Below are 19,209 nucleotides of genomic sequence, written 5' to 3'. Positions count from 1 at the left end.
GGCTAGCGAACCTGCCTTCTCGATCGGGCCGCCACGAGCGCTGTCATCGCGGCGGCGGCCACTGTGACGGCCACTGTGGAGAGTCCGGCGACCAGCGCGCGGTCCTGCCTGCGTGCCCTGGCAAGAGCGTCGCCGTAGGGGGTGGTGGTGTGGGCGACCATCGTGTAGAGCGGGGTCCACCGGTTCGGGAAAAGCCTGTGCAGCAACAGATCGGCCTTCCTGCGGGCCAGGAACAGTGGCGAGCGCATGCCATCGCGCAGTTCCAGGAAGTTCTGTTTGGACAGTTCGGCGAGCACGTCGGTGTGTGCCCGGCGGCGTGCCTCGAACTCCCTTAGTCCACCGGGCAGATCGCCGTCGCCCAGGCACCGCGCGAGAACCGAACAGTCCTCGAACGCGGCGTTCATTCCCTGCCCGTAGAACGGGTACACGGCGTGAGCGGCGTCGCCGATCAGCACCACCTTGCCGTCGTGCTGCCACGGCGCGGTGCGGACGGTGACGAGGCTGCCGGTCGGGTGGGACAGGAACTGCGCGACCAGGTCGGGAACCAGGCCGGGCAGATCGGCGAACTCGGTGTCGCAGTGTGCTTTCACGCGTTCCGGTGTGGTCAGCTCGGCGAACGAGCCCGGCCCGTCGAACGGCAGGAACACGGTGGCGGTCAGCGTGCCGTCGTGGTTGGGGTGCGCGACGACCAGGCCGGTGCGCCCCGGCCACAGGTGCAGCGCCTCGAGCCGTGTGCGGTCGTCGGCGGGGATGGTGATCTCCTTGTAGCCCCAGTCCATGAACTCCTGGTGGAACTCGGCGCGCTCACCCCGCATGAGCTGCGCGCGGACCGCCGAGAACGCGCCGTCCGCACCGATCACCAGGTCGGCCTTCAGCTCGTGCGACTCCCCGGCCGGATCGGTGACGGTCAGCACCGGCAGCGTCCGGTCGAGCGCGACCACCCTGTGCCCGAAGTCGAACCGGACCCCGTACGACTCGGCCCGGTCGACGAGCGCGCTGTTGAGGTCGTCCCGCAGGATCGAGTGCAGGATCTGGTGGTCCTCGGTGCCGTACGGGTGGAACGACTGCCCGTCGGCCGTGTGCACCATGCGGCCGCGCATGGGTGTCGTCTTCGGCCACAGCTCGTCGAGCAGCCCGACCTCCCGCAGCGCCTGGATGCCGCGCTGGGAGAGCCCGAGGTTGATCGACCGTCCCTCCGCTGTGGACAGCCGGGGGTCGGTGCGCCGTTCGACGACCCGGACGGTGTGGCCCTGGCGGGACAGGTAGATCGCGGCGAGCGAACCGGACAGGCCGGCACCCGCGACGAGGACCTCGTGGCGGCCGGTCACTCGCCCTCCTCGATCAGGGTGGCGAGCAGCCTGTCGACCTCGGCGTCGGACAGGTCGTCGAGCTGGTCCAGCAGTGTGCGCGGCCGGTCGGCGACCCCGCCCGCCTGCGTCCTCGCGACGGACGCGGCGAGCCCGGCGATCGTCGGCGCGCCGAACAGGGTGGCGAGCGGCAGGTCCACCGTCAGCTGCGTCCGGACCCGGGCCAGCAACTGGGTGGCGGTCAGCGAATGGCCGCCGAGCGCGAAGAAGTCGTCGTGCACACTCAGGTCCACCGCGGGACCGAGGCTCAGCACGTCCCGCCAGATCATGGCGAGCCGACGCTCCACGTCGTCGCGCGGCGCCACCACCCGGCTCCTGGTCGGTGCCCACACCGGCGCGGGCAGCGCGGACCGGTCGACCTTGCCGGTCGGTGTCCTCGGCACCGCGTCGAGCGTCATCACCAGGTTCGGCACCAGGTAGTCCGGCAGCCGCGCGGACAGCCACGGCCGCAGCTCGTTCGGGTCCAGCCGGGGGCCGGGCAACACGTACGCGACGAGCCGCACATCGGTCTCGCTGCCGCGCCACACGGTCACGACCGCGTCCCGCACCAGGTTGTGCTCCCGCAGCACCGACTCGATCTCGCCGAGCTCGACGCGGAACCCGCGGACCTTCACCTGGTGGTCGGCGCGGCCGAGGAACTCGATCCGCCCGCGACGCACGCGCACCAGGTCACCGGTGGCGTACAGGCGCGCGCCGGGGGTCGTGCTGAACGGGTCGGGCACGAACTTCGCCGCGGTGAGACCCGGCTGGTTGCGGTAGCCGCGCGCGACCCCGGCACCACCGACGAACAGCTCACCCAGCACGCCGTCGGGCACCGGCCGCAGCGACGGGTCGAGGACGTGCAGGGTGGTGGCGCCGACCGGGCCGCCGAGCCGGATCGGCGCAGGCCCGGCGGGAACGGTCCCGGCCGCCGAGTACACCGTGGTCTCGGTCGGGCCGTACCCGTCGACGAGCCGTGCCCCGTCGGCCCGCAGCGCGTCGGCGAGGTCGCGGGTCAGCGCCTCACCGCCGGTGATCCGCAGCCGCACGGTCGCGGGCACCCCGCCCGCGGCGACGAGCAGCCGCCACGCCGACGGCGTGCCCTGCACGACCGTGGCACCCGTCTCGACCAGGCGTTGCCGCAGCCGCAGGCCGTCGGACACCTCGTGGGCCGGGAGCACCGTGACCCGCGCGCCACGCAGCAGCGGCGCCAGCAGCTCGACGGTCGACACGTCGAACGACGGGGTGGTGATCGACGCGACGTGGTCGTCGGCCGTGAGGTCGAGCAGCTCGTCCATGGCGGACAACAGGTTCTGGATGCCGCCGTGGGTGAGCGTGACGCCCTTGGGCCTGCCCGTGGAACCGGACGTGTACAGCAGGTAGGAGGTGGTGCCGGGTGCGGCGGTCGGCTCCGGCGGCGTGGTCGGCTGTGCCGCGAGGTCGGCGGTGTCGAGGTTGATCACCGTGCGCTCACCCGGCAGCGCGACCTTCGCCGCGTCGTGGGTGACCAGCACCGGGCAGCCCGCGTCGGTGAGCATCGCGGCGAGCCGGTCGGCGGGCCAGGTCGGGTCGAGCGGCAGGTAACCGCCGCCCGCCCGCCAGGTCGCGAGGATCGCGGTGACGACCGGGACGCCCCGCCGCAGGCACAGCGCGACCGGCACGTCCGGGCCGACCCCGTTGGCACGCAACAGGTGCGCGAGCCGGTTCGCGGTCTCGTCCAGCTCCCGGTAGGTGCACAGGCGGTGCGCGTCGGCGACCGCGGGCGCGTCACCGTACCGGGCGAGGTCGAACGTGACCGTCCCCGATGGCGGGGTGTCGACCAGTGTGCGGGTGCCGTCGCGCAGCGGCAGCTCGGCGATCGGCCGGTCCGGGTCGGCGGCCACGGCCCCGCACAGCACCGCGTACAGGTCCGCGAGCCCCTCGACGGTCGCCTGGTCGAACAGGTCGGTGTCGTAGTTCCACTTGGCGCTCCACCGGTCCGGGCCGGGCTCGACGGTGAGGAACAGGTCGAACTTGGAGCCGCCGTTGGGCAGCAGCCGCGGCGTGATGGCCAGACCGTCCACGACGGTCGGCTCCGGCACCGGTTCGACCGCGAACATGACCTGCGCGACCGGCGCGTGCGTGAGCGACCGCTCGGCGGCCAGCAGGTCGACGAGGTCCTCGAACGGCAGGTCCTGGTGCGCGAGCGCGCCGACGACGGCCTCGCCGGTGTGCTTCGCGAGCTCCGCGAACGTGGTGCCGGGCGGGATGCGCGCGGGCAGCGCGACCGTGTTCGCGAGGAACCCGACGAGGTGTTCGGTCTCCGGCCGGGTGCGGCCGGAGACCGGGGTGGCGACGAGGAACTCCTCTTGCCCGGTCAGCCGGTGCAGCATGGCCTGGTAGACGGCGAGGAGCGTGCCGAACGACGCGTCCGGCATCGGCTCCAGGTCCCGTACCAGGTCAGCGCCCCGGCCTGCCGCCGCCGACCGAGGGCGGTCGGTCGGCAGCGGCAGGACTGTGGGGATGCCGGCCAGCTCGGCCTGCCAGTACCGGGCGGCGTCGGCGAACGCGTTGGCGTCGGCCTGTTCCCGCTGCCAGACCGCGTAGTCCGGGTACTGGATGGCCGGCTCGGCCATTTCTTCGCCCGCGTAGGCGCGGGCCAGTTCGTCGAACAGGATCGCGCACGACCAGCCGTCGACGACCGCGTGGTGCACGACCAGCACGAGCGCGTCCCGCGTGAGCCCGGCACGCAGCAGCGGCCCGGCGGCGAGGTCGAACGGGTGCCGCACGAACGCGTCCACTTCGGACTCGACGAGGTCGGTCACCCGCACGTCGGCCCGCGCGGCCACGACCTGGCTCGGCACCCCGTCGGTGGCGGTGAACGTGGTGCGCAGCGCCTCGTGCCGGTCGACCACGGTCGCGAGCGCGTGCTCCAGCCGCGACCGGTCGAACGGTTCGGACAGCGCGACCCGCCAGCCGACGTGGTAGGCGGGGCTGCCCGGGATGAGCTGGTCGAGGAGCCACAGCCGGCGCTGGCCGGAGGAGGTGGGGAATACGAACGTGTCGTCGATGCTCACGACTGACCTTCCGGGGCAGGGCCGCGGCGGTCCACCGCGACGAAACGGAACTCCGCGGTGTACCTGGCACCCGCCGCGTCGGTGAGCCACAGCTCGTCCGGGCCGGGCAGCATCTCGCCGACGCTCATCAGCCCGGCGGGCTCCGCCCGGTCGAGCGCGCGGACCGCGTGCGCGAAGTGCTCGACCGAAGGCAGGCTCTCCAGGTCGACGTAGAACGGCTTGAACTCCACGGGGCTCTTCACGAAGACGAACCGGGGCACACCGGCACGCCGCCGCCACTGCTGCGCACGCAGGAAGCGGGTCGCGTCGTCGGCGGCGAACGCGAACGCGAGGTCGGCGGTGGGCAGCCGCCAGTTCTCCCGGCCGACCACCAGCCGGTCGATCGTCACCCGGGGCGTGTGCGGTGCGACCGGCAACGGCCGGAAATGCTGCACGAGCTGACCCATCAGCTGCTCGTTCAGCAGCTCGACGATATCCATCCGGCTGCCGCCCGCCCGGTCGTGCGCCACGAGCCGTCCGTCCACCTCGGACAGGAGAAGGTCGGCGACGAGCAACGCCCCGTCCACGTCCGGCCCGCACGCGTCGTGGGCGGACACCACCCGGACGTCGGCGGGCTGCACGAGCGCGTCGGCGAGCCGCTGCGGTGTGCCACCCTCCTCCCGGGTGGCGGCCAGCACGACGCGTGGCCCGGCGAGGTCGGCGGCCATGGCGGTGTGCAGCTCGGTGGCATCGGGGTGCTGCGAGACGAAGAGCGCGGAACGCATCGTGTTGACCCCCGCGTGCAGCTCACCGAGCACCCACTGGAAGTCACCACGCCGGATCGCGTCCGCGTCCCGCGCGGCGATCATGACGTCCGGGCTGTGCTGCACCGCACCGCGCCACCCCGGGCGGGGCGCGGCGAACGCCGCGCTCACCTTGTCCCGCAACGATGCCGCGTTCAGCGACACCCGTGACCGGTTCTCGACCGGCAGCAGGATGTTCGCCCAGCGCTCCTGCAGGGCCGCGGTCAGCCTGCCGACCACCCGCCGGTCGAGCCGGAAGATGATGTCGTTGGCCCACAACCAGAAGTCGGCGAACCGCATGACCCCGGACCCGTCGACACGAGCGCGGAAGGTGTCCCGCAGGGCCCGCCGGTAGAGCGCCGCACCGGCGGAGGTGAACCAGCGCGCGCTCTCCAGCAGCAGCGACAACGGCGGCATGAGCGTCGCGACGAGGTCTCGCCCAAGGGTGACGTCGAGATCGCGGCGGCACTCCTCGTGGACAAGCGTCCGCCCCGCATAGAACATGCCGGGCCTGCGCACACCCGGGCTGCCGGTGTGCCGGGTGAACGACTCCGCCAGGGCGGACATGGCCCCGGTCAACCGGTCGGGATCACCGGCCGCCGCCGCGACCGCGGCCCGTCCGCGCTCCAGCTCACGGAGCGCGGACAGGACACGATCCCGAACCCCCGGGTGGTCGATGCGCTCGAACCGCGCCCGCAACGCCCGTTCGGGCACCAGTTCGGCGGGCGAGACCTCGAAACTCCACGCGATCCGCTTGTCGTCCCGCAGCTTGCCGAGCACCCGGTACACGTCGCTCGTGCCCGGCAGCGCCTCGGCGATCTCCTTCGCGGTTCGCACGCCGTCGACCGCGCGCAGCACCGCCGCCTCCTCGGCAGGCAACGTCACCGGCGGCTGGAGCGGCACGTGCAGCTCGTCGCCGACGATCCCCACGAACGGCATCCGGCGCGGCGTCGCCCACGGCAGCGTGTCCGGAGTGGACAGCACCTGAGCCAGCTCGTGCACCGCCCAGTTCTCCAGGTACACCGTCCGCTTCGCGAGCAGCTCCGTCCCCGGCCGCAGCGCGATCGAGTCCGCCGCGTCCGCGATCCGCGCCCAGCCGACCGGCCCGAAGAACCCGATCGTGTCGTTCTTGGTCGTGTACCGCTGCAGGTAGCTCGTCACCAGCGCCGCCCACTGCCGGTACCGCGAGTTCCGCTTCGGCGTCTCCGTCCGCGCGAGCGAGTCCACCGCCGTGTGCAGCGCGCGCGGGTTCTGCCACGCCACCGCCTCGCGGAACCTCCTGTCCCCGGCGACCGCGCGCAACCCGTCCGCGGCCCGGCCGGCCGCCTCGGCGAACGCAGCCGCGTACGCCGCGTGCGCCTCCTCGACCGCGGCCGAGGCCGCCAGCAGCTCCCGCGCGTGGGGCCGTGCGCGGACCTCGGCGTCCAGTTCGGACAGCCGCCCCTTGCAGATCAGCTTCGACCCCTTGCGCAGCGCGGGTTTCGCCTCGGCCGGTCCGGTCGTCAGCGCCGCCCTGATCCCGTCGAGCACCGCGCCCCGGTGCACCGCGAACTCCTGCTCCGCCGCCACGACCCGCGCCGCCGCTGCCGCACACGCCGGGCTGGCGAGGTCGAGCAGTGGCTCGATGCCGAAGCCCGTGCCGCGCAGCTCCACCCACCGCCACAGCGCCCAGTGCCGGTCGGGCGAGTCGGTCGCGCCCGTGGCCACCAGGTGTGCGGGCACCTGGTTCGGCGCCCGGTAGCCGCGCCGGTCCCGGCGCACGATCCCCGCCGCCACCGGCTTCTTCGCGGCGGTGACCACGTCGGTGAGCCCCGCGAGCGTCGGTGCCCGGTAGACGTCGCGGATCGGCAGCTCGACGCCGAACGCCTCCCGGACGCGGAAGGTCAGCCGCATGGCCAGCAGGGAGTTGCCGCCGACGTCGAAGAAGTCGTCACCGGCGCCGATCTCCCCGGCACCCAGCAGCGCGCGCCAGATCTCCGCCATCCGGTGCTGCGCCGCACCGGCGGGCGGCACCCGCACGGCCGTGCCGTCGGCGACGGGTGCCGGCAGCGCGGCCCGGTCGATCTTGCCGCTCGCGTTCAGCGGGAACCTCGGCAGCACCTGGTAGCTCGACGGGCGCAGGAACTCCGGCAGCGCGGCCGCCACGTGCGCACGCACACTCGCGAGGTCCAGGTCCGCGGGCGTCACGTACGCGACGAGCCGCCGCGTGTCGTCGGTGCCGTGCACCACCACCGCCGCGTCCACGACCCGCGGGTGCGTGCGCAGCACCGACTCGGTCTCACCCGGTTCCACGAGGTAGCCGCGCACCTTGACCTGGTTGTCGACCCGGCCGAGGAACTCGAGCGTGCCGTCGGGCCGCCACCGCGCGCGGTCACCGGTCCGGTAGAGGCGCGCGCCGGGCGGGCCGAACGGGTCCGGCACGAACTTCGTCGCGGTGAGGGCGGGCTGGTTCAGGTAGCCGCGCGCCACCCCGTCGCCGCCGGAGTACAGCTCGCCGACCGCACCGAGCGGAACCGGCCGCAGGTTCTCGTCCAGCACGTACACCGTGCTGTGCTGCACCGGCCTGCCGATCGGCGTTATCACGCCGACGTCGGCGGCGTCGTGCATGACGTGGCAGCTCGTGAACGTCGTGTTCTCGGTCGGCCCGTAGCCGTTGGTGACCGGCTTCCCGCCGCGCGCCGCGAGCGCCGCGCGGACCGCGTCCGGCGCCAGCACGTCGCCGCCCGCCAGCAGCTGGTCCACCCCGGACAGCGTGGTCACGTCGTGCTCGACGAACTGGTGGAACAGGCCCGCGGTCAACCACAGGAACGTCACGCGGTGCGCGTCGATCACCTTCGCGAGCTCCGGCGCGCCGATCGGGCCAGGCGGCGTGGGCACCACCCGGGCGCCGGTCAGCAGCGCGCCCCACAGTTCGAGCGTCGTGACGTCGAACGACGGCGACGACGCGTGCAGGAACGTCTGACCGGGGCCGACGGTCGCGAAGTTCGGTTCGTGCACCAGCCGCGCGACACCGCGGTGCGGCACCGCGACACCCTTGGGCCTGCCGGTCGAACCGGACGTGTAGTTGAGGTAGGCCAGCGTGTCCGCCCGCGCCGGGCACGGGAACGGTGCCGCGGCGGGCAGGTCGTCGATCGAGAGCACGTCGGCGGGCCAGTCGCCGCCGTCCGCGATGACCACCCGCGCGCCGCTGTCGGCGAGCATCATCGCGTTGCGGGCGCGGGGATGGGCGGCGTCGACCGGCAGGTAGGCGGCACCGGCCTTGAGCACCCCGAGCAGCGCGGCCACCAGCGTGGCGCCGCGGGGGAGCGCGACGGCGACCGGCTCCTCGATCCCGGTGCCGCGGTCCCGCAGCGCCGCGGCGATCCGCGTGGCCCGGTCGGCCAGCTCCGCGTAGGTGAGCCAGCGATCGCCGTCGAACACCGCGTCCGCGTCCGGCGTGCGGCGGACCTGCTCGTCGAACAGGTCCGGGATGGTCTTCTCCCGCGGGTAGGCGAGCGGGTCGGTGTGCCCGCCCGAGTTCCCGCCCGAGGTCAGCAGCGCGTGCTCGGCGGGTGACAGGAGCGAAAGGGCACCGACCTTTCCGTGCGGACTGTCCACGAGCCGCAGCAGCGCGGTGCGCAGGTGCCCGGCCAGGACGTCGGCCTCCGCGGCGGTGAACCGGTCGTGGATGAGCGCGACGTTCAGCGCGGGCTCGGCGAACGCGTACACCGTCAGCGGGTAGCTCAGCCGCCGGTGGAACTCGACCTCGCGCTCGTCCCAGACCGGGTTCTGCCTGCGCAGCAGGGTGTGCAGGTCCTGCCGTTCGAACAGCACGAGGCTGGACAGCAGCTTCTGCGCCCCCGCGTACCGCTGGATGTCGCCGAGTGGCGTCAGCTGGTGGTCGCGGACGGCCACCGCGGTGCGCCGGATCTCCCGCAGCCATTCGCCGACCGACAGCGACCGGTCGAGGTCGACGCGCAGGGGGATCGTCGCGAGCAGCATGCCGACGATGCCGTCCGCACCGGGCACGGAGCCGTGCCGTGCCGACCGGGTGACACCGAGGACGACGTCGTCGGTGCCCGCGTGCGTACCGAGCACCAGCGCCCATGCCGCGAGCACGACGGTGTTCGGCGTGACGCTCTCCCGTTCCGCGAGTCGTCGCAGCGAAACGGTTTCCTCAGTCGTGAGGGTGAACTCGACGACCTGGCTCGGCTGGTCCGCGGCCGTGTCGGCGACCTTGCCGAACGGCAGTGGTGTCGCACCGGACACACCTGCGAGGTGCTGGGTCCAGAACACACGGTCCTGCTCGGCCGCGTGCCCACCCGCGGCGTTGCGGGCCGTGTACCACTCGACGAAGTCGCGGTAGGGGGCCCGCTCCGGGAAGTCCGGGCGGCCCTCGTAGTCGCTGTCGAGCTCGGCCATCAGCATCGCGAGCGACCGGCCGTCGAGGACGGTGTGGTGCAACGTGATCACCACGACCGGTGTCGCGTGCGCCAGCACGGTGACCCGCACGAGCGGCGGCGCGTCGAACGCGAACCCGCGCGCCCGGTCCCCGGCCAGGAAGTCGGTCACGGCGTCGGCACGCACGGTGAAGTCGAGGGTGGCGTCGGCGTGTTCCACCTGGACCGGCGCGGAGTCGCTCGCGAGCACGAACCCGGTGCGCAGGACGGGATGCCGCGCCACGGCACGTTCCCACGCCGCCCGGTAGGCGGGCACGTCGAGGCCCGGCCAGCGGATGACGCACTGCACGACGTCGATGCCGGCGTCCGGGACCCGCAGCCCGTTGAAGATCATCCCCTGCTGCAGCGGCAGCGCGGGACAGCCCACCTCGGCTGTTTTCGGGTGCACGAGGACCTCCAACGCACTCCCCGCGGAATGCGAAGTCGTCAAAGCCGGGGCAATGCCGATCGGCATTTGCCCATGATTGTTTTCCGGCACGCGTGCGCCGGCACCCGAAATATGTGCGAACCCGGTTCAGGGCATGCCAGGCCCAGCCGGATGACAAAGAACCCCAGAGTCGAACAGGGTGATCAGCGGGCGCCGACCGTCACGGCGACCCGGCTACGCGGACAGGTACTCCCGCACGCTGCGCGGCCGCATGTCCGTCCAGACCCGCTCGATGTGCTCAAGGCAGACCGTCCGGTCGCCCTCAGTGCCCTCCGCGCGCCATCCCGCGGGTAGCTCCTGGTCGGCGGCCCAGATGGAGTACTGCTCCTCGTCGTTGACCACCACCCGGTACCGGCGGCCGTCGACATCACTCATGTCCCACGCCTTTCCTGCATGCCCACTCGTCGCATGACGCTACCGGCGTGGTGACAAGGGCGAATCGCCCGAACGGCCCCAACCGACCGTCCGAGACGGACTATCGAGCGTAATATGACTACGCACGGGAATCAACCGGACACGGGGCGGCGGAAAGCTTTATTTTGCGAAGGATTCGCGATTTGAATTCGTGCTACTTCGTGAGCGGCCAGAACATCGTCACGGTGGTGCCCGCGGAGGTCGGTGTGATCGTCGACGTGGACGTGAGGCCCTGGATCAACGGAAGGCCGCGGCCGCGCAACCCACCACTGGGTTGCGGCGGCCGCCACTGGCCGTAGTCGGTGACCGTGATGACGATCCGGCCCTGCTCGTCGTCCACCTCGCCGCGGAGGTCGAGCAGCCCCTGGGTCTGGTCGCGGTAGGCGTGCTCGACGGTGTTGGCCATGGCCTCGTAGCTGGCGAGCACGAGTGCCTCGCTGTCCTCGTCGGGCAGCCCGACACGCTTCGCCCACACGGCGAGCGCGTGGCGCAGGCCGGCGAGGCGGCTGGCCACCGCGGGCACCCGGAAGTGCAGGGTCCCTTGCGGGACGTCATCCAGGTCCTGTTGCCCCAGGTTCACGGCCGAAGCCTCCAACGTTCATCCCTCCGGTCCCCAACCCGCCAGGGCAGGTTCGACCGGAGTCATGCGCACTCATTCGGCAGTGAGCGCCTCATCGCGGGTGGGGTAGATCGAGATCTCGTCGGTCATTCCTGTCAGTTCCATGGGACGGAACGTGGCGCTGCCGGTCGCGACGATCCGGAAGCGGAGGTTGCCCTTGGCCTGCTGGTGACAGCCGATGAGCACCGCCATACCGGCCGACGCGAGGAAGTCCACCTGGCTCAGGTCGACCACCAGCGTCTCCGGTCGCTGCTCCATGGCAGCCTTGATCGAATCGCCCAGCTGCGGGGCAGTGGCCAGGTCGATCTCTCCGGCCACGTTCAGTACCACCGCCTCGCCGTGGGGTTCCACCAGGACGGACAGTCCGGGTGCGGCGGGCATGGTCGTGTCAGCGTCTCGGAACGGCTCTGAACTCACCGGCCCATCATCCAATACCCCTCAAGGTTGCCTGTGACCACCGCTCTTACCGAGCCCACTCGGGCCTCCCAATCGGCTCATGACGCACTCGCCCCGGGGTTCCACCGGTGCATTGCCCCTGGATAGCCGCGTGTACGGACCTTCAAACCTCCCGAAACCAAGGAGTTGTGAAGACGAGTCGAGCGTGCCCCGTCCACCGGTAGTCCACGGCGCGGAAGCACCCAGCACCCACAGAGTGGTACTGATCACAGGCCGGTGTCCGCCCAGCTCCAGCCGCTGATCAGGTGAGGAAGTGACAGATAACACAGGACACTCTCCGTCCAGGTGGTCCCTCCCAATGGCTGTCAGTTGGGGTCATGGGTTTTGCCGTTGATGCCGCGTTGTGTTCGGAAGACCACGAACAGCAGTCGCAGACCCAGTAGCGCGCTGACCACGAGCAGGTTGTAGCCGAACAGCTGGTTCAGCGTCAGCTCCGGGCTGACGCGTGGCCCGCCTGGGCTCGCCAGCAGCAGGACGGCCATGACCCCGGTGGCCGTGCCCGTGAACGCGAGCAGCAGCTCGTGCAGCATGCCGGTGACGACCGCGCGGTCGCGTTCGTCGGCGAACAGGCGGATGTTCACCGACAGGCGCCCCTGTTCGAGGGCTGAGGTCACCCTGTCGACGCGGCGCGGCAGCCTGCGCAGCACCGGGAGCAGCGACATCAGTTCCTCGGTCGCGGTGCGGCGCAACGAGTCCGGCTGCATCTGCTCGCCGATCAGTTTGTTCGCGAACGCCCTCGACTCCCCGAGGACGTTGAAGCCGGGGGACAGCAGGCCGAGGGTGCCCTCGACCGTCGCCAGCGCGCGGAACACCGCGGCGACCGCGGGCGGGATCGACAGACGGAAGTCGGCGACGACGCGGAACAGGTCGGTGAACATGTCGATGTCCGGTGCCTGGCCGTGCGACAGGTGCTTGGCCATCAACGCACCCAGCGCACGTTCGAGCCGTTGCTCGTCGATCTCGTCCGGACGGTCGACGATCTCCAGGAGCCCGTCGCGCAGACCCGCCGCGTCGCCTCGGTCGACGGCCGCGAGCAGGTTGCGCAGACCGCCGCGCAGTGTCGCGTCCAGCCGCCCCACCGAGCCGAAGTCGAGCAGGCCCAGCTTGCCGTCGGCCAGCAGCAACACGTTCCCCGGGTGTGGGTCCGCGTGGAACACGCCGTGCAGCAGCACTTGCCGCAACACGCAGTCGAGCAGCGCCCGTGCCAGGTCGTCGCGGCGCTCCCCGGCCACGTCGCCGATCGCGGTGCGCACCGGCGTGCCGTCAAGGCGGCGCATCACCAGGATGCGTTCGCTCGACAGGTCACCGTGGACGGTCGGCAACGAGATGTCGGCACCACTGTCGACGGCACTGACCGCGGCGATGTTGCGTGCCTCGACCCGGAAGTCGAGCTCCTCAGTGAGCGCGGCGGCGAACCCGTCGGCCAGATCGACCACCCCGAGCGACCGGGCCCACGCCGCCCGCAGCTCAAGCGACCGCGCGACCCGGTAGACGATGTCGAGATCCCGGTCCACCACCCGGTCGATGTCCGGCCGCCGGACCTTGACCACGACGTCTTCCCCGCTGTGCAGCCGCGCCCGGTACACCTGCGCGATGGACGCCGAGGCGAGCGGTTCCGGGTCGAACTCCGCGAACACCTCCGCCACCGGCCGGCCCAGCTCGTCCTCCAGGTCCCGCGCCACGCGCTCGAACGGGACCGGGGCGACCTGGTCCTGCAGCTTGCTCAGCTCGTCGATGAACGCGGGCGGCAACACGTCAGGCCGTGTCGACAGCACCTGCCCGAGCTTCACGAACGTGACCCCGGCGTCCTCCAGCGCCTCGCGCAGGGACCGCGCCAGCACCGCGTGCCGGGTACCGCCCGCAGCGCGCCTGCCTGCGAGGTACTGCCCGATCCCGTGCTTCACCGCGATCCGGCTGACCTGCGAGTACCGGCGTGCACGAGCCATCCGGCGCCGGATCGACCGCAGCCGTCCGACGATCCCCAGCCCACCACCGCTGGGGAAGGCCATCTCGGCGAGGAACAGGAACGTCAGCGTCGCCAGGAACGCACACCCCGCGATCGGGATGAGCAGACCCGCGAACAGCCCCGGTGACTGGTGGACGTTCGGGAACAGCCAGGTGAGCATCCGTCCCGCCGCGAGCCACCCGACCGCGGCACCGATCAACGCCCGCACGGTTCTGATCCGCACCCCGAGCACCCGCCGCGACGCCACCACCAGCGGCCACAGCATCAGCACATAGAAGGGGAGGGAGAGCAAACCGAGGAGCAAGGCGGACATGCGGTTCCGAACGTCGGTGGGGCTGGCTGGTCGCCGACGATCGAAACACAGCGGACGTCCCGCCTGACCGGCGAACCCGTCACTCCGTGTCGCTTCGGCCCGTGGGGCATCACCTCTCTTCCGGGGTTGCTGAGGATGGAGGTCCGGCACGCGGGATCAGTGCGTCCTCAGCAGGCGCACCACCTCCTCCGCGACCCTGGTGGCCGACGCGGGGTTCTGGCCCGTCACCAGGCGTTCGGACACGGAGACCTGGCTTTCGAAGTCCGGGGCCGCGACGTGCTTGGCTCCTCGTTCCTCCAACGTGGACTGCAGGAGGAACGGCACCACGGCTGCCAGGCCCACCGCTTCTTCCTCCGCGTTCGTGAAGGCGGAGACTTCCTTGCCTTCGACCAGGTACGTGCCGTCGGACAGGGTCAGGTTCACCAGGGCTGCCGGGCCGTGGCAGACGGCCGCCACCACGCCGCCGCCTTCGTAGATGTCGCGGCCAAGGCGTGCGAGGCCCTCGTCGTCCGGGAAGTCCCACATCGTGCCGTGACCGCCCACGTACAGGATTCCGTCGTAGCCGACGGCGTCGACCTCCGCCGCTCGCCGCGTGGTGGCCAGGTCGGGCAGGTCGACGAAGTCGCGTTGGGCCGGGTCGTTCGTGTCGTAGCCGTCCATGGGTGGCCGGCCGCCTGCGACGCTCACCAGGTCGACCGCGAAGCCCGCTTCGCGGAACACCCGCCACGGGTGTGCTGCCTCGGGCACGTAGAAGCCGGTCTCGCGCAGACCGCCAAGGGTGTCGTGACTGGTCAGAGCCAGGAGGATTGCGTTCATGATTCGAGGATGACAGGCCCGGGGCATCGATGGCCAATAGAACTTGTGGGCAGTAGTATCAGATTTCTGATGAGTTCACTCGACCTGCTCAGGACCTTCCTCGCGGTGCATCGCGCGGGGTCGGTCACCGCTGCCGCACAGCTCCTCGACCTGTCCCAGCCCGCTGTCACCGCCCAGCTCAAGACGTTGGAGAAGAACGTCGGCAAGCCGCTCTTCCACCGGCACGCCCGCGGGGTCACGACCACCGCGGCCGGTGAGGACCTCGCTCGCCGGCTTGCCGGGCCGCTCGACGAGCTGACCGCCGCGTTGGGCGACTTCGTCGGCGGCAAGGTGTCGTTGCACGTCGGCGGGCCCGCCGAGTTCATGACCCTCAAGGCGCTGCCCGCGCTCGTCGAGCTGCCCGACACGGCGTTGCGCGTCACCTTCGGCACGCAGGACGACCTGCTCGACCAGCTGGCCAAGGGCGGCCTCGACCTGGTGATCGCCGGAGCCCGGCCGCGGCTGCGCGGCATCATGACCGCGCCGCTCTACGACGAGGAGCTCACCGTCGTCGCGGCGCCGCGCTGGTACTACCCGGACACGTCCGGCGTGCTCGGCGACGCGCCGTGGGTGGCGTACGCCGAGGACCTGCCGCTCATCCGCCGGTACTGGAAGACCGTCTACAAGGCCCTCCCGCCCGGCCGCGCGGTCGTCGTGGTGCCGGACCTGCGTGCCGTGCTCGCGGCGACCGTCGCGGGTGCCGGAGCGACCGTTCTGCCCCGCTACCTGTGCGAGAACGAGCTGGCGACCGGTGCGCTGCGCGAGCTGATCGTGCGCGGGCACGGTGAGCTGCCGACCAACACCATCCACCTCGCGGTGCGCGCCGGTGCCTTCGCCGAACCGCACATCGCGCGGGCCAGGGACCTGCTCATGTCCCGTGCGAAGGAGTGGTGAGCAGGCAGGTCGGGTGATCCGTACGCTGACGGGCATGAGGCCGACCGCGGCCGAGATGGCCGCCGCACGTGCCAGGACCCTTCCCGACGTGGTCGGACCGGGGCTGTCGGTGCTGTTCTGCGGCATCAACCCGGGGCTCTACTCGGCCGCGACCGGGCACCACTTCGCCAGGCCGGGCAACAGGTTCTGGCCCGCGTTGCACCGGTCCGGGTTCACCCCGCGCCAGTTGCACCCGTCCGAACAGGACGAGCTGCCCGCCTACGGGCTCGGCGTCACCAACATCGTCGCCAGGGCCACCGCGCGGGCCGACGAGCTGACGCGTGCGGAACTGCGTGCCGGCGGCCAGGAACTGACGCGGCTGGCCGCCCGGTGCGCGCCCACGTTCGTCGCCGTGGTGGGTATCACCGCCTACCGCACCGCGTTCGACCGGCCCAAGGCGACGATGGGGCCGCAGGAGGAACGGATCGCCGGTTCCCGGTTGTGGGTGTTGCCCAACCCGAGCGGCCTCAACGCCCACTACCAGGCGGACGCGCTGGCCGCCGCGTTCCGCGAGCTGCGCGAGGCGACGAACCGCTGAGCCCACGCTCGAACGGTGCGCTCCAGATCGTCGGTGGGTACGGCTACGTTGGCGAGTACCCGGTGCAGAAGCGTCAGCGCGTTCGTGTGAGAGGACGGTCATGGGCAACCAGCAGACCCCGCTCGGCCTGTTCGATGTCGAGGACCTGATCGGCGAGGAGGAGCGCGCGATCCGCGACACGGTCCGCGACTTCACCGCCGCGCGGATCCGCCCGCACCTGGCGGAGTGGTTCGAGACCGCGGCCATCCCGGCCCGGGAACTGGCCGGTGAGCTGGGCAAACTCGGTGTGCTCGGCATGCACCTGACCGGGTACGGCTGCGCGGGCACCAGCGCGACGGCGTACGGGCTCGCCTGCATGGAGCTGGAGGCGGCGGACTCCGGGCTGCGCAGCCTCGTGTCCGTGCAGGGTTCGCTGGCCATGTACGCGATCTGGCGGTGGGGGTCGGAGGAGCAGAAGCAGGAGTGGCTGCCGCGCATGGCCGCTGGCGAGGCCATCGGCTGCTTCGGCCTGACCGAACCGGACTTCGGGTCGAACCCGGCCGACATGCGCACCCACGCCCGCCGCGACGGCGACGACTGGGTGCTGAACGGCACGAAGATGTGGATCACCAACGGCTCCGTCGCCGACGTCGCCGTCGTGTGGGCGCAGACGGACGACAAGATCCGCGGCTTCCTCGTACCCGCGGGCACGCCCGGCTTCCGGGCGCCGGAGATCACCAGGAAGCTGTCGCTGCGGGCGTCTGTCACCAGCGAGCTGGTGCTCGACGACGTCCGTCTGCCCGCGTCGGCGATCCTGCCGGAGGCACGGGGCCTTTCCGGTCCGCTGGCGTGCCTGAACGAGGCCCGCTACGGCATCGTGTTCGGCGCGCTGGGCGCGGCCCGCGACTGCCTGGAGACCACCCTCGCGTACGTGGGGGAGCGCGACATCTTCGGCAAGCCGCTCGCCGCCTACCAGGCCACCCAGCTCAAGCTGGCGGACATGACGGTCGAACTGGGCAAGGGCATGCTGCTGGCCCTGCACCTCGGACGGCGCAAGGACGCGGGCACGCTGCGGTCCGAGCAGGTCAGCGTCGGCAAGCTGAACAACGTCCGCACCGCACTCGCCATCGCCAGGGAATGCCGGACACTGCTCGGCGCCAACGGGATCAGCCTCGAGTACCCGGTGCTGCGGCACGCGAACAACCTCGAGTCGGTACTCACCTACGAGGGCACCTCGGAGGTCCACCAGCTCGTCATCGGCCAGACGCTGACGGGGCACTCCGCCTTCCGCTAGCCGTTGGCGCCGCGCAGGTCCGCCTGGTCTCGGCCAGAGCCGCGCACAGAACCCCAGGCTTGACAGCGAATGGGCACGACTCTATACGTCACAGCAGCGACTCTTCTGGACACGCCGTCCCGCGAACCTGGTGTTGGTGAGCCGAACCAAGAACTGCCAGGTGAAGAACTACGACTTCGCCACGCCGCCGGAGTGACTGGAGCGTGCCGCGCTGGCCGGCTGGGTCGTGGTGCTCATCAGCGACCACGGGCATGTACTCGAACATGACAGTATCCATCGGCCGGACTCCACGGACGGTACCCGATGGCGCATGCCGGGCGATCATCCGCCTGTCGAGGAAGAGGTCCTCCTGCGCGGTTCTCGGGTACTGGTGCCCGGAAACGAGGCGGTGCTCGCGGTCACGAGGATCTCCGTTACGGCAGGCGCGCCCGCGGCTATCACGGCGGCGCCAGCTTCGCCGAGGTGACGCTCACGAGGAACAGCTGGGGGTCGTGCGTCGCACCCTGCGAGAGCTGCCCGATGACGTGGCTCTGTCGGCCCGCATCGAGATCGAGCAGCAGTTGGTGGGCGAGGCGCAACGGTTCGATCCGAGCAGCTCGGCAAGTTGGCCATGCGCATTCGCGCCCACCTCGATCCGGATGGAGTGCTGCGTTCCGAGCAGGAGTCGACGGACCGGATGGAGCTGTCGCTCACCCAGGGCGTCGACGGCGTGATCCGAATACGGGGCCGGTTGTCAGCTGAGGGAGCCGCGCTGGTGCGATCGGCGTTGTCACCGTTGGCGAAACCGCTGCCGGAGGACGCCCGTTCTGCGGCCAAGCGACGCGCGGACGCGCTGGTCGAACTTGCCCGGCGCGTACTGAACGTTGGCACGCTGCCGGTCGAGGGATATGTGCGACCCCACATCGGGCTTACCGTCGACATCACCGAACTACGCTGCCATGCCGGCGTGGTGGATTTGGACTGGGCGGCACGGTGTCGATCCAGACCGCTCGCCGCATCTGCTGCGACGCCGAGATCATCCCGATCGTGATGCGAGGTGGTTCCCAGCCCCTGGACGTCGGACGACGTCAGCGACTCGTCACCGGCCCGCTACGCCGCGCACTGATCGCGCGTGACCGCGGATGCGTTGCCCCGGGCTGCGACCGTCCACCCGAGTGGTACGAGGCCCATCATCTCGTGCACTGGGCGAACGGTGGCGCGACGTCGCTCGACAACACCGCCCTGCTGTGCGGCTACCACCACACGCTGGTCCACCAGGGCAAGTGGACCGCGCGCATGATCGACGGTGTTCCCCACTTCGTGCCGCCCCATGGATCGATCCCGCAGGGACTCCCCGGCGGAACACGCTTCACCACACCAACATCCGGAAGGTCGGGTGAGGATGGTGTTGCCGACCGATGCAGCGTCGCGCTCACTACCAACATGGAACGGCCAGCCGCCCATGCGGAACGCGCTACGTGTCGTCGAATGCGGCCACCACATCCGCAACTGGTGAACTCCCCGTGTTCTGCAACGCGATCGTCCGCTCCCGGTGCCGGAACCACTCACGGGTCACATACACGAGAAGAGTCATTATTGACACGACGAGCCACGCTGGCCACGGCACAACGCCAACGGCTGCCCCGACACCCCCACCTGCTGGGACGCCCACAAGAGCCAGCTCAGGCCGCCCTTTTCGTCCACGGGGCGGAGCTGGGTGTTCGACCAACACGCCTCCAGGGGCTCATGGCAGGAGCGTCGCTCCTTGGCTGACCGCGCACCAGCGTTGCCGTACCTCGACGATGCTAGAGTA

The 19,209-nt window shown here is 71.2% G+C and carries 14 protein-coding genes; 5 read left to right on the top strand and 9 right to left on the bottom strand.

All coding sequences use genetic code 11. From position 1 onward, the window contains the following. Positions 1-2 precede the first annotated feature (2 nt). The 8 genes from ACFPCV_RS11650 to ACFPCV_RS11615 all read right to left on the bottom strand — a co-directional run bounded on the left by ACFPCV_RS11650 (position 3) and on the right by ACFPCV_RS11615 (position 14,634). On the bottom strand, positions 3-1,328 hold the full coding sequence (locus ACFPCV_RS11650) for an FAD-dependent oxidoreductase (protein ID WP_378056106.1): 1,326 nt from the start codon (positions 1,326-1,328) through the stop codon (positions 3-5). Next, positions 1,325-4,402 carry an amino acid adenylation domain-containing protein gene (locus tag ACFPCV_RS11645; RefSeq protein ID WP_378056105.1) on the bottom strand — a complete coding sequence of 1,026 codons (3,078 nt, stop codon included), beginning with the start codon at positions 4,400-4,402 and terminating at the stop codon, positions 1,325-1,327. Before ACFPCV_RS11645 ends, ACFPCV_RS11650 begins: the two co-directional genes overlap by 4 nt. Then, positions 4,399-10,011 (bottom strand): amino acid adenylation domain-containing protein, encoded by a 5,613-nt coding sequence (locus tag ACFPCV_RS11640; RefSeq protein WP_378056104.1) that lies wholly within the window; start codon positions 10,009-10,011, stop codon positions 4,399-4,401. Before ACFPCV_RS11640 ends, ACFPCV_RS11645 begins: the two co-directional genes overlap by 4 nt. Positions 10,012-10,224: 213 nt before the next feature. After that, positions 10,225-10,425, bottom strand: a complete 201-nt coding sequence (locus ACFPCV_RS11635; protein WP_378056103.1) for an MbtH family protein — start codon at positions 10,423-10,425, stop codon at positions 10,225-10,227. A gap of 193 nt (positions 10,426-10,618) precedes the next feature. After that, the gene (locus tag ACFPCV_RS11630; protein WP_378056102.1) at positions 10,619-11,044 is read right to left on the bottom strand and encodes an ATP-binding protein; all 426 of its coding nucleotides are present in this window, start codon (positions 11,042-11,044) and stop codon (positions 10,619-10,621) included. 72 nt (positions 11,045-11,116) lie between these two features. Further along, a complete protein-coding gene (locus tag ACFPCV_RS11625) occupies positions 11,117-11,464 on the bottom strand; it encodes an STAS domain-containing protein (RefSeq protein WP_378056101.1) in 348 nt (115 codons plus the stop codon). A gap of 380 nt (positions 11,465-11,844) precedes the next feature. Beyond that, positions 11,845-13,818, bottom strand: coding sequence for an ABC1 kinase family protein (locus tag ACFPCV_RS11620; RefSeq protein WP_378056100.1), 1,974 nt, complete (start codon positions 13,816-13,818; stop codon positions 11,845-11,847). A 156-nt stretch (positions 13,819-13,974) separates the two neighbouring features. Then, positions 13,975-14,634 carry a type 1 glutamine amidotransferase domain-containing protein gene (locus ACFPCV_RS11615; RefSeq protein WP_378056099.1) on the bottom strand — a complete coding sequence of 220 codons (660 nt, stop codon included), beginning with the start codon at positions 14,632-14,634 and terminating at the stop codon, positions 13,975-13,977. Positions 14,635-14,703: 69 nt separating this feature from the next. Here ACFPCV_RS11615 and ACFPCV_RS11610 point away from each other — a divergent pair, with 69 nt between their 5' ends. From ACFPCV_RS11610 to ACFPCV_RS11600, 3 genes are all read left to right on the top strand, one after another. Further along, positions 14,704-15,567, top strand: coding sequence for a LysR family transcriptional regulator (locus tag ACFPCV_RS11610; protein ID WP_378056098.1), 864 nt, complete (start codon positions 14,704-14,706; stop codon positions 15,565-15,567). Positions 15,568-15,601: 34 nt separating this feature from the next. Beyond that, a complete protein-coding gene (mug, locus tag ACFPCV_RS11605) occupies positions 15,602-16,144 on the top strand; it encodes a G/U mismatch-specific DNA glycosylase (RefSeq protein WP_378056097.1) in 543 nt (180 codons plus the stop codon). Between the two features lie 100 nt (positions 16,145-16,244). Then, positions 16,245-17,417, top strand: coding sequence for an acyl-CoA dehydrogenase family protein (locus tag ACFPCV_RS11600; protein ID WP_378056096.1), 1,173 nt, complete (start codon positions 16,245-16,247; stop codon positions 17,415-17,417). Between the two features lie 437 nt (positions 17,418-17,854). Here ACFPCV_RS11600 and ACFPCV_RS11595 read toward each other — a convergent pair whose 3' ends face one another. Then, positions 17,855-17,995 carry a hypothetical protein gene (locus ACFPCV_RS11595; RefSeq protein ID WP_378056095.1) on the bottom strand — a complete coding sequence of 47 codons (141 nt, stop codon included), beginning with the start codon at positions 17,993-17,995 and terminating at the stop codon, positions 17,855-17,857. Positions 17,996-18,027: 32 nt separating this feature from the next. On the opposite strand from ACFPCV_RS11595, the gene ACFPCV_RS11590 reads away from it, so the two are divergent. Together ACFPCV_RS11590 and ACFPCV_RS11585 are read left to right on the top strand one after the other, a co-directional pair. Continuing rightward, positions 18,028-18,447 (top strand): DUF222 domain-containing protein, encoded by a 420-nt coding sequence (locus tag ACFPCV_RS11590; RefSeq protein WP_378056920.1) that lies wholly within the window; start codon positions 18,028-18,030, stop codon positions 18,445-18,447. Further along, positions 18,447-19,169, top strand: coding sequence for an HNH endonuclease signature motif containing protein (locus ACFPCV_RS11585; protein ID WP_378056919.1), 723 nt, complete (start codon positions 18,447-18,449; stop codon positions 19,167-19,169). The genes ACFPCV_RS11590 and ACFPCV_RS11585 overlap by 1 nt, the downstream gene beginning before the upstream one ends. The last annotated feature ends 40 nt before the right edge of the window (positions 19,170-19,209 follow it).

Source organism: Actinophytocola glycyrrhizae, from assembly GCF_042653545.1.
Taxonomy (GTDB): domain Bacteria; phylum Actinomycetota; class Actinomycetes; order Mycobacteriales; family Pseudonocardiaceae; genus Actinophytocola; species Actinophytocola glycyrrhizae.
This window is presented reverse-complemented; position numbering and strand designations above follow the sequence as displayed.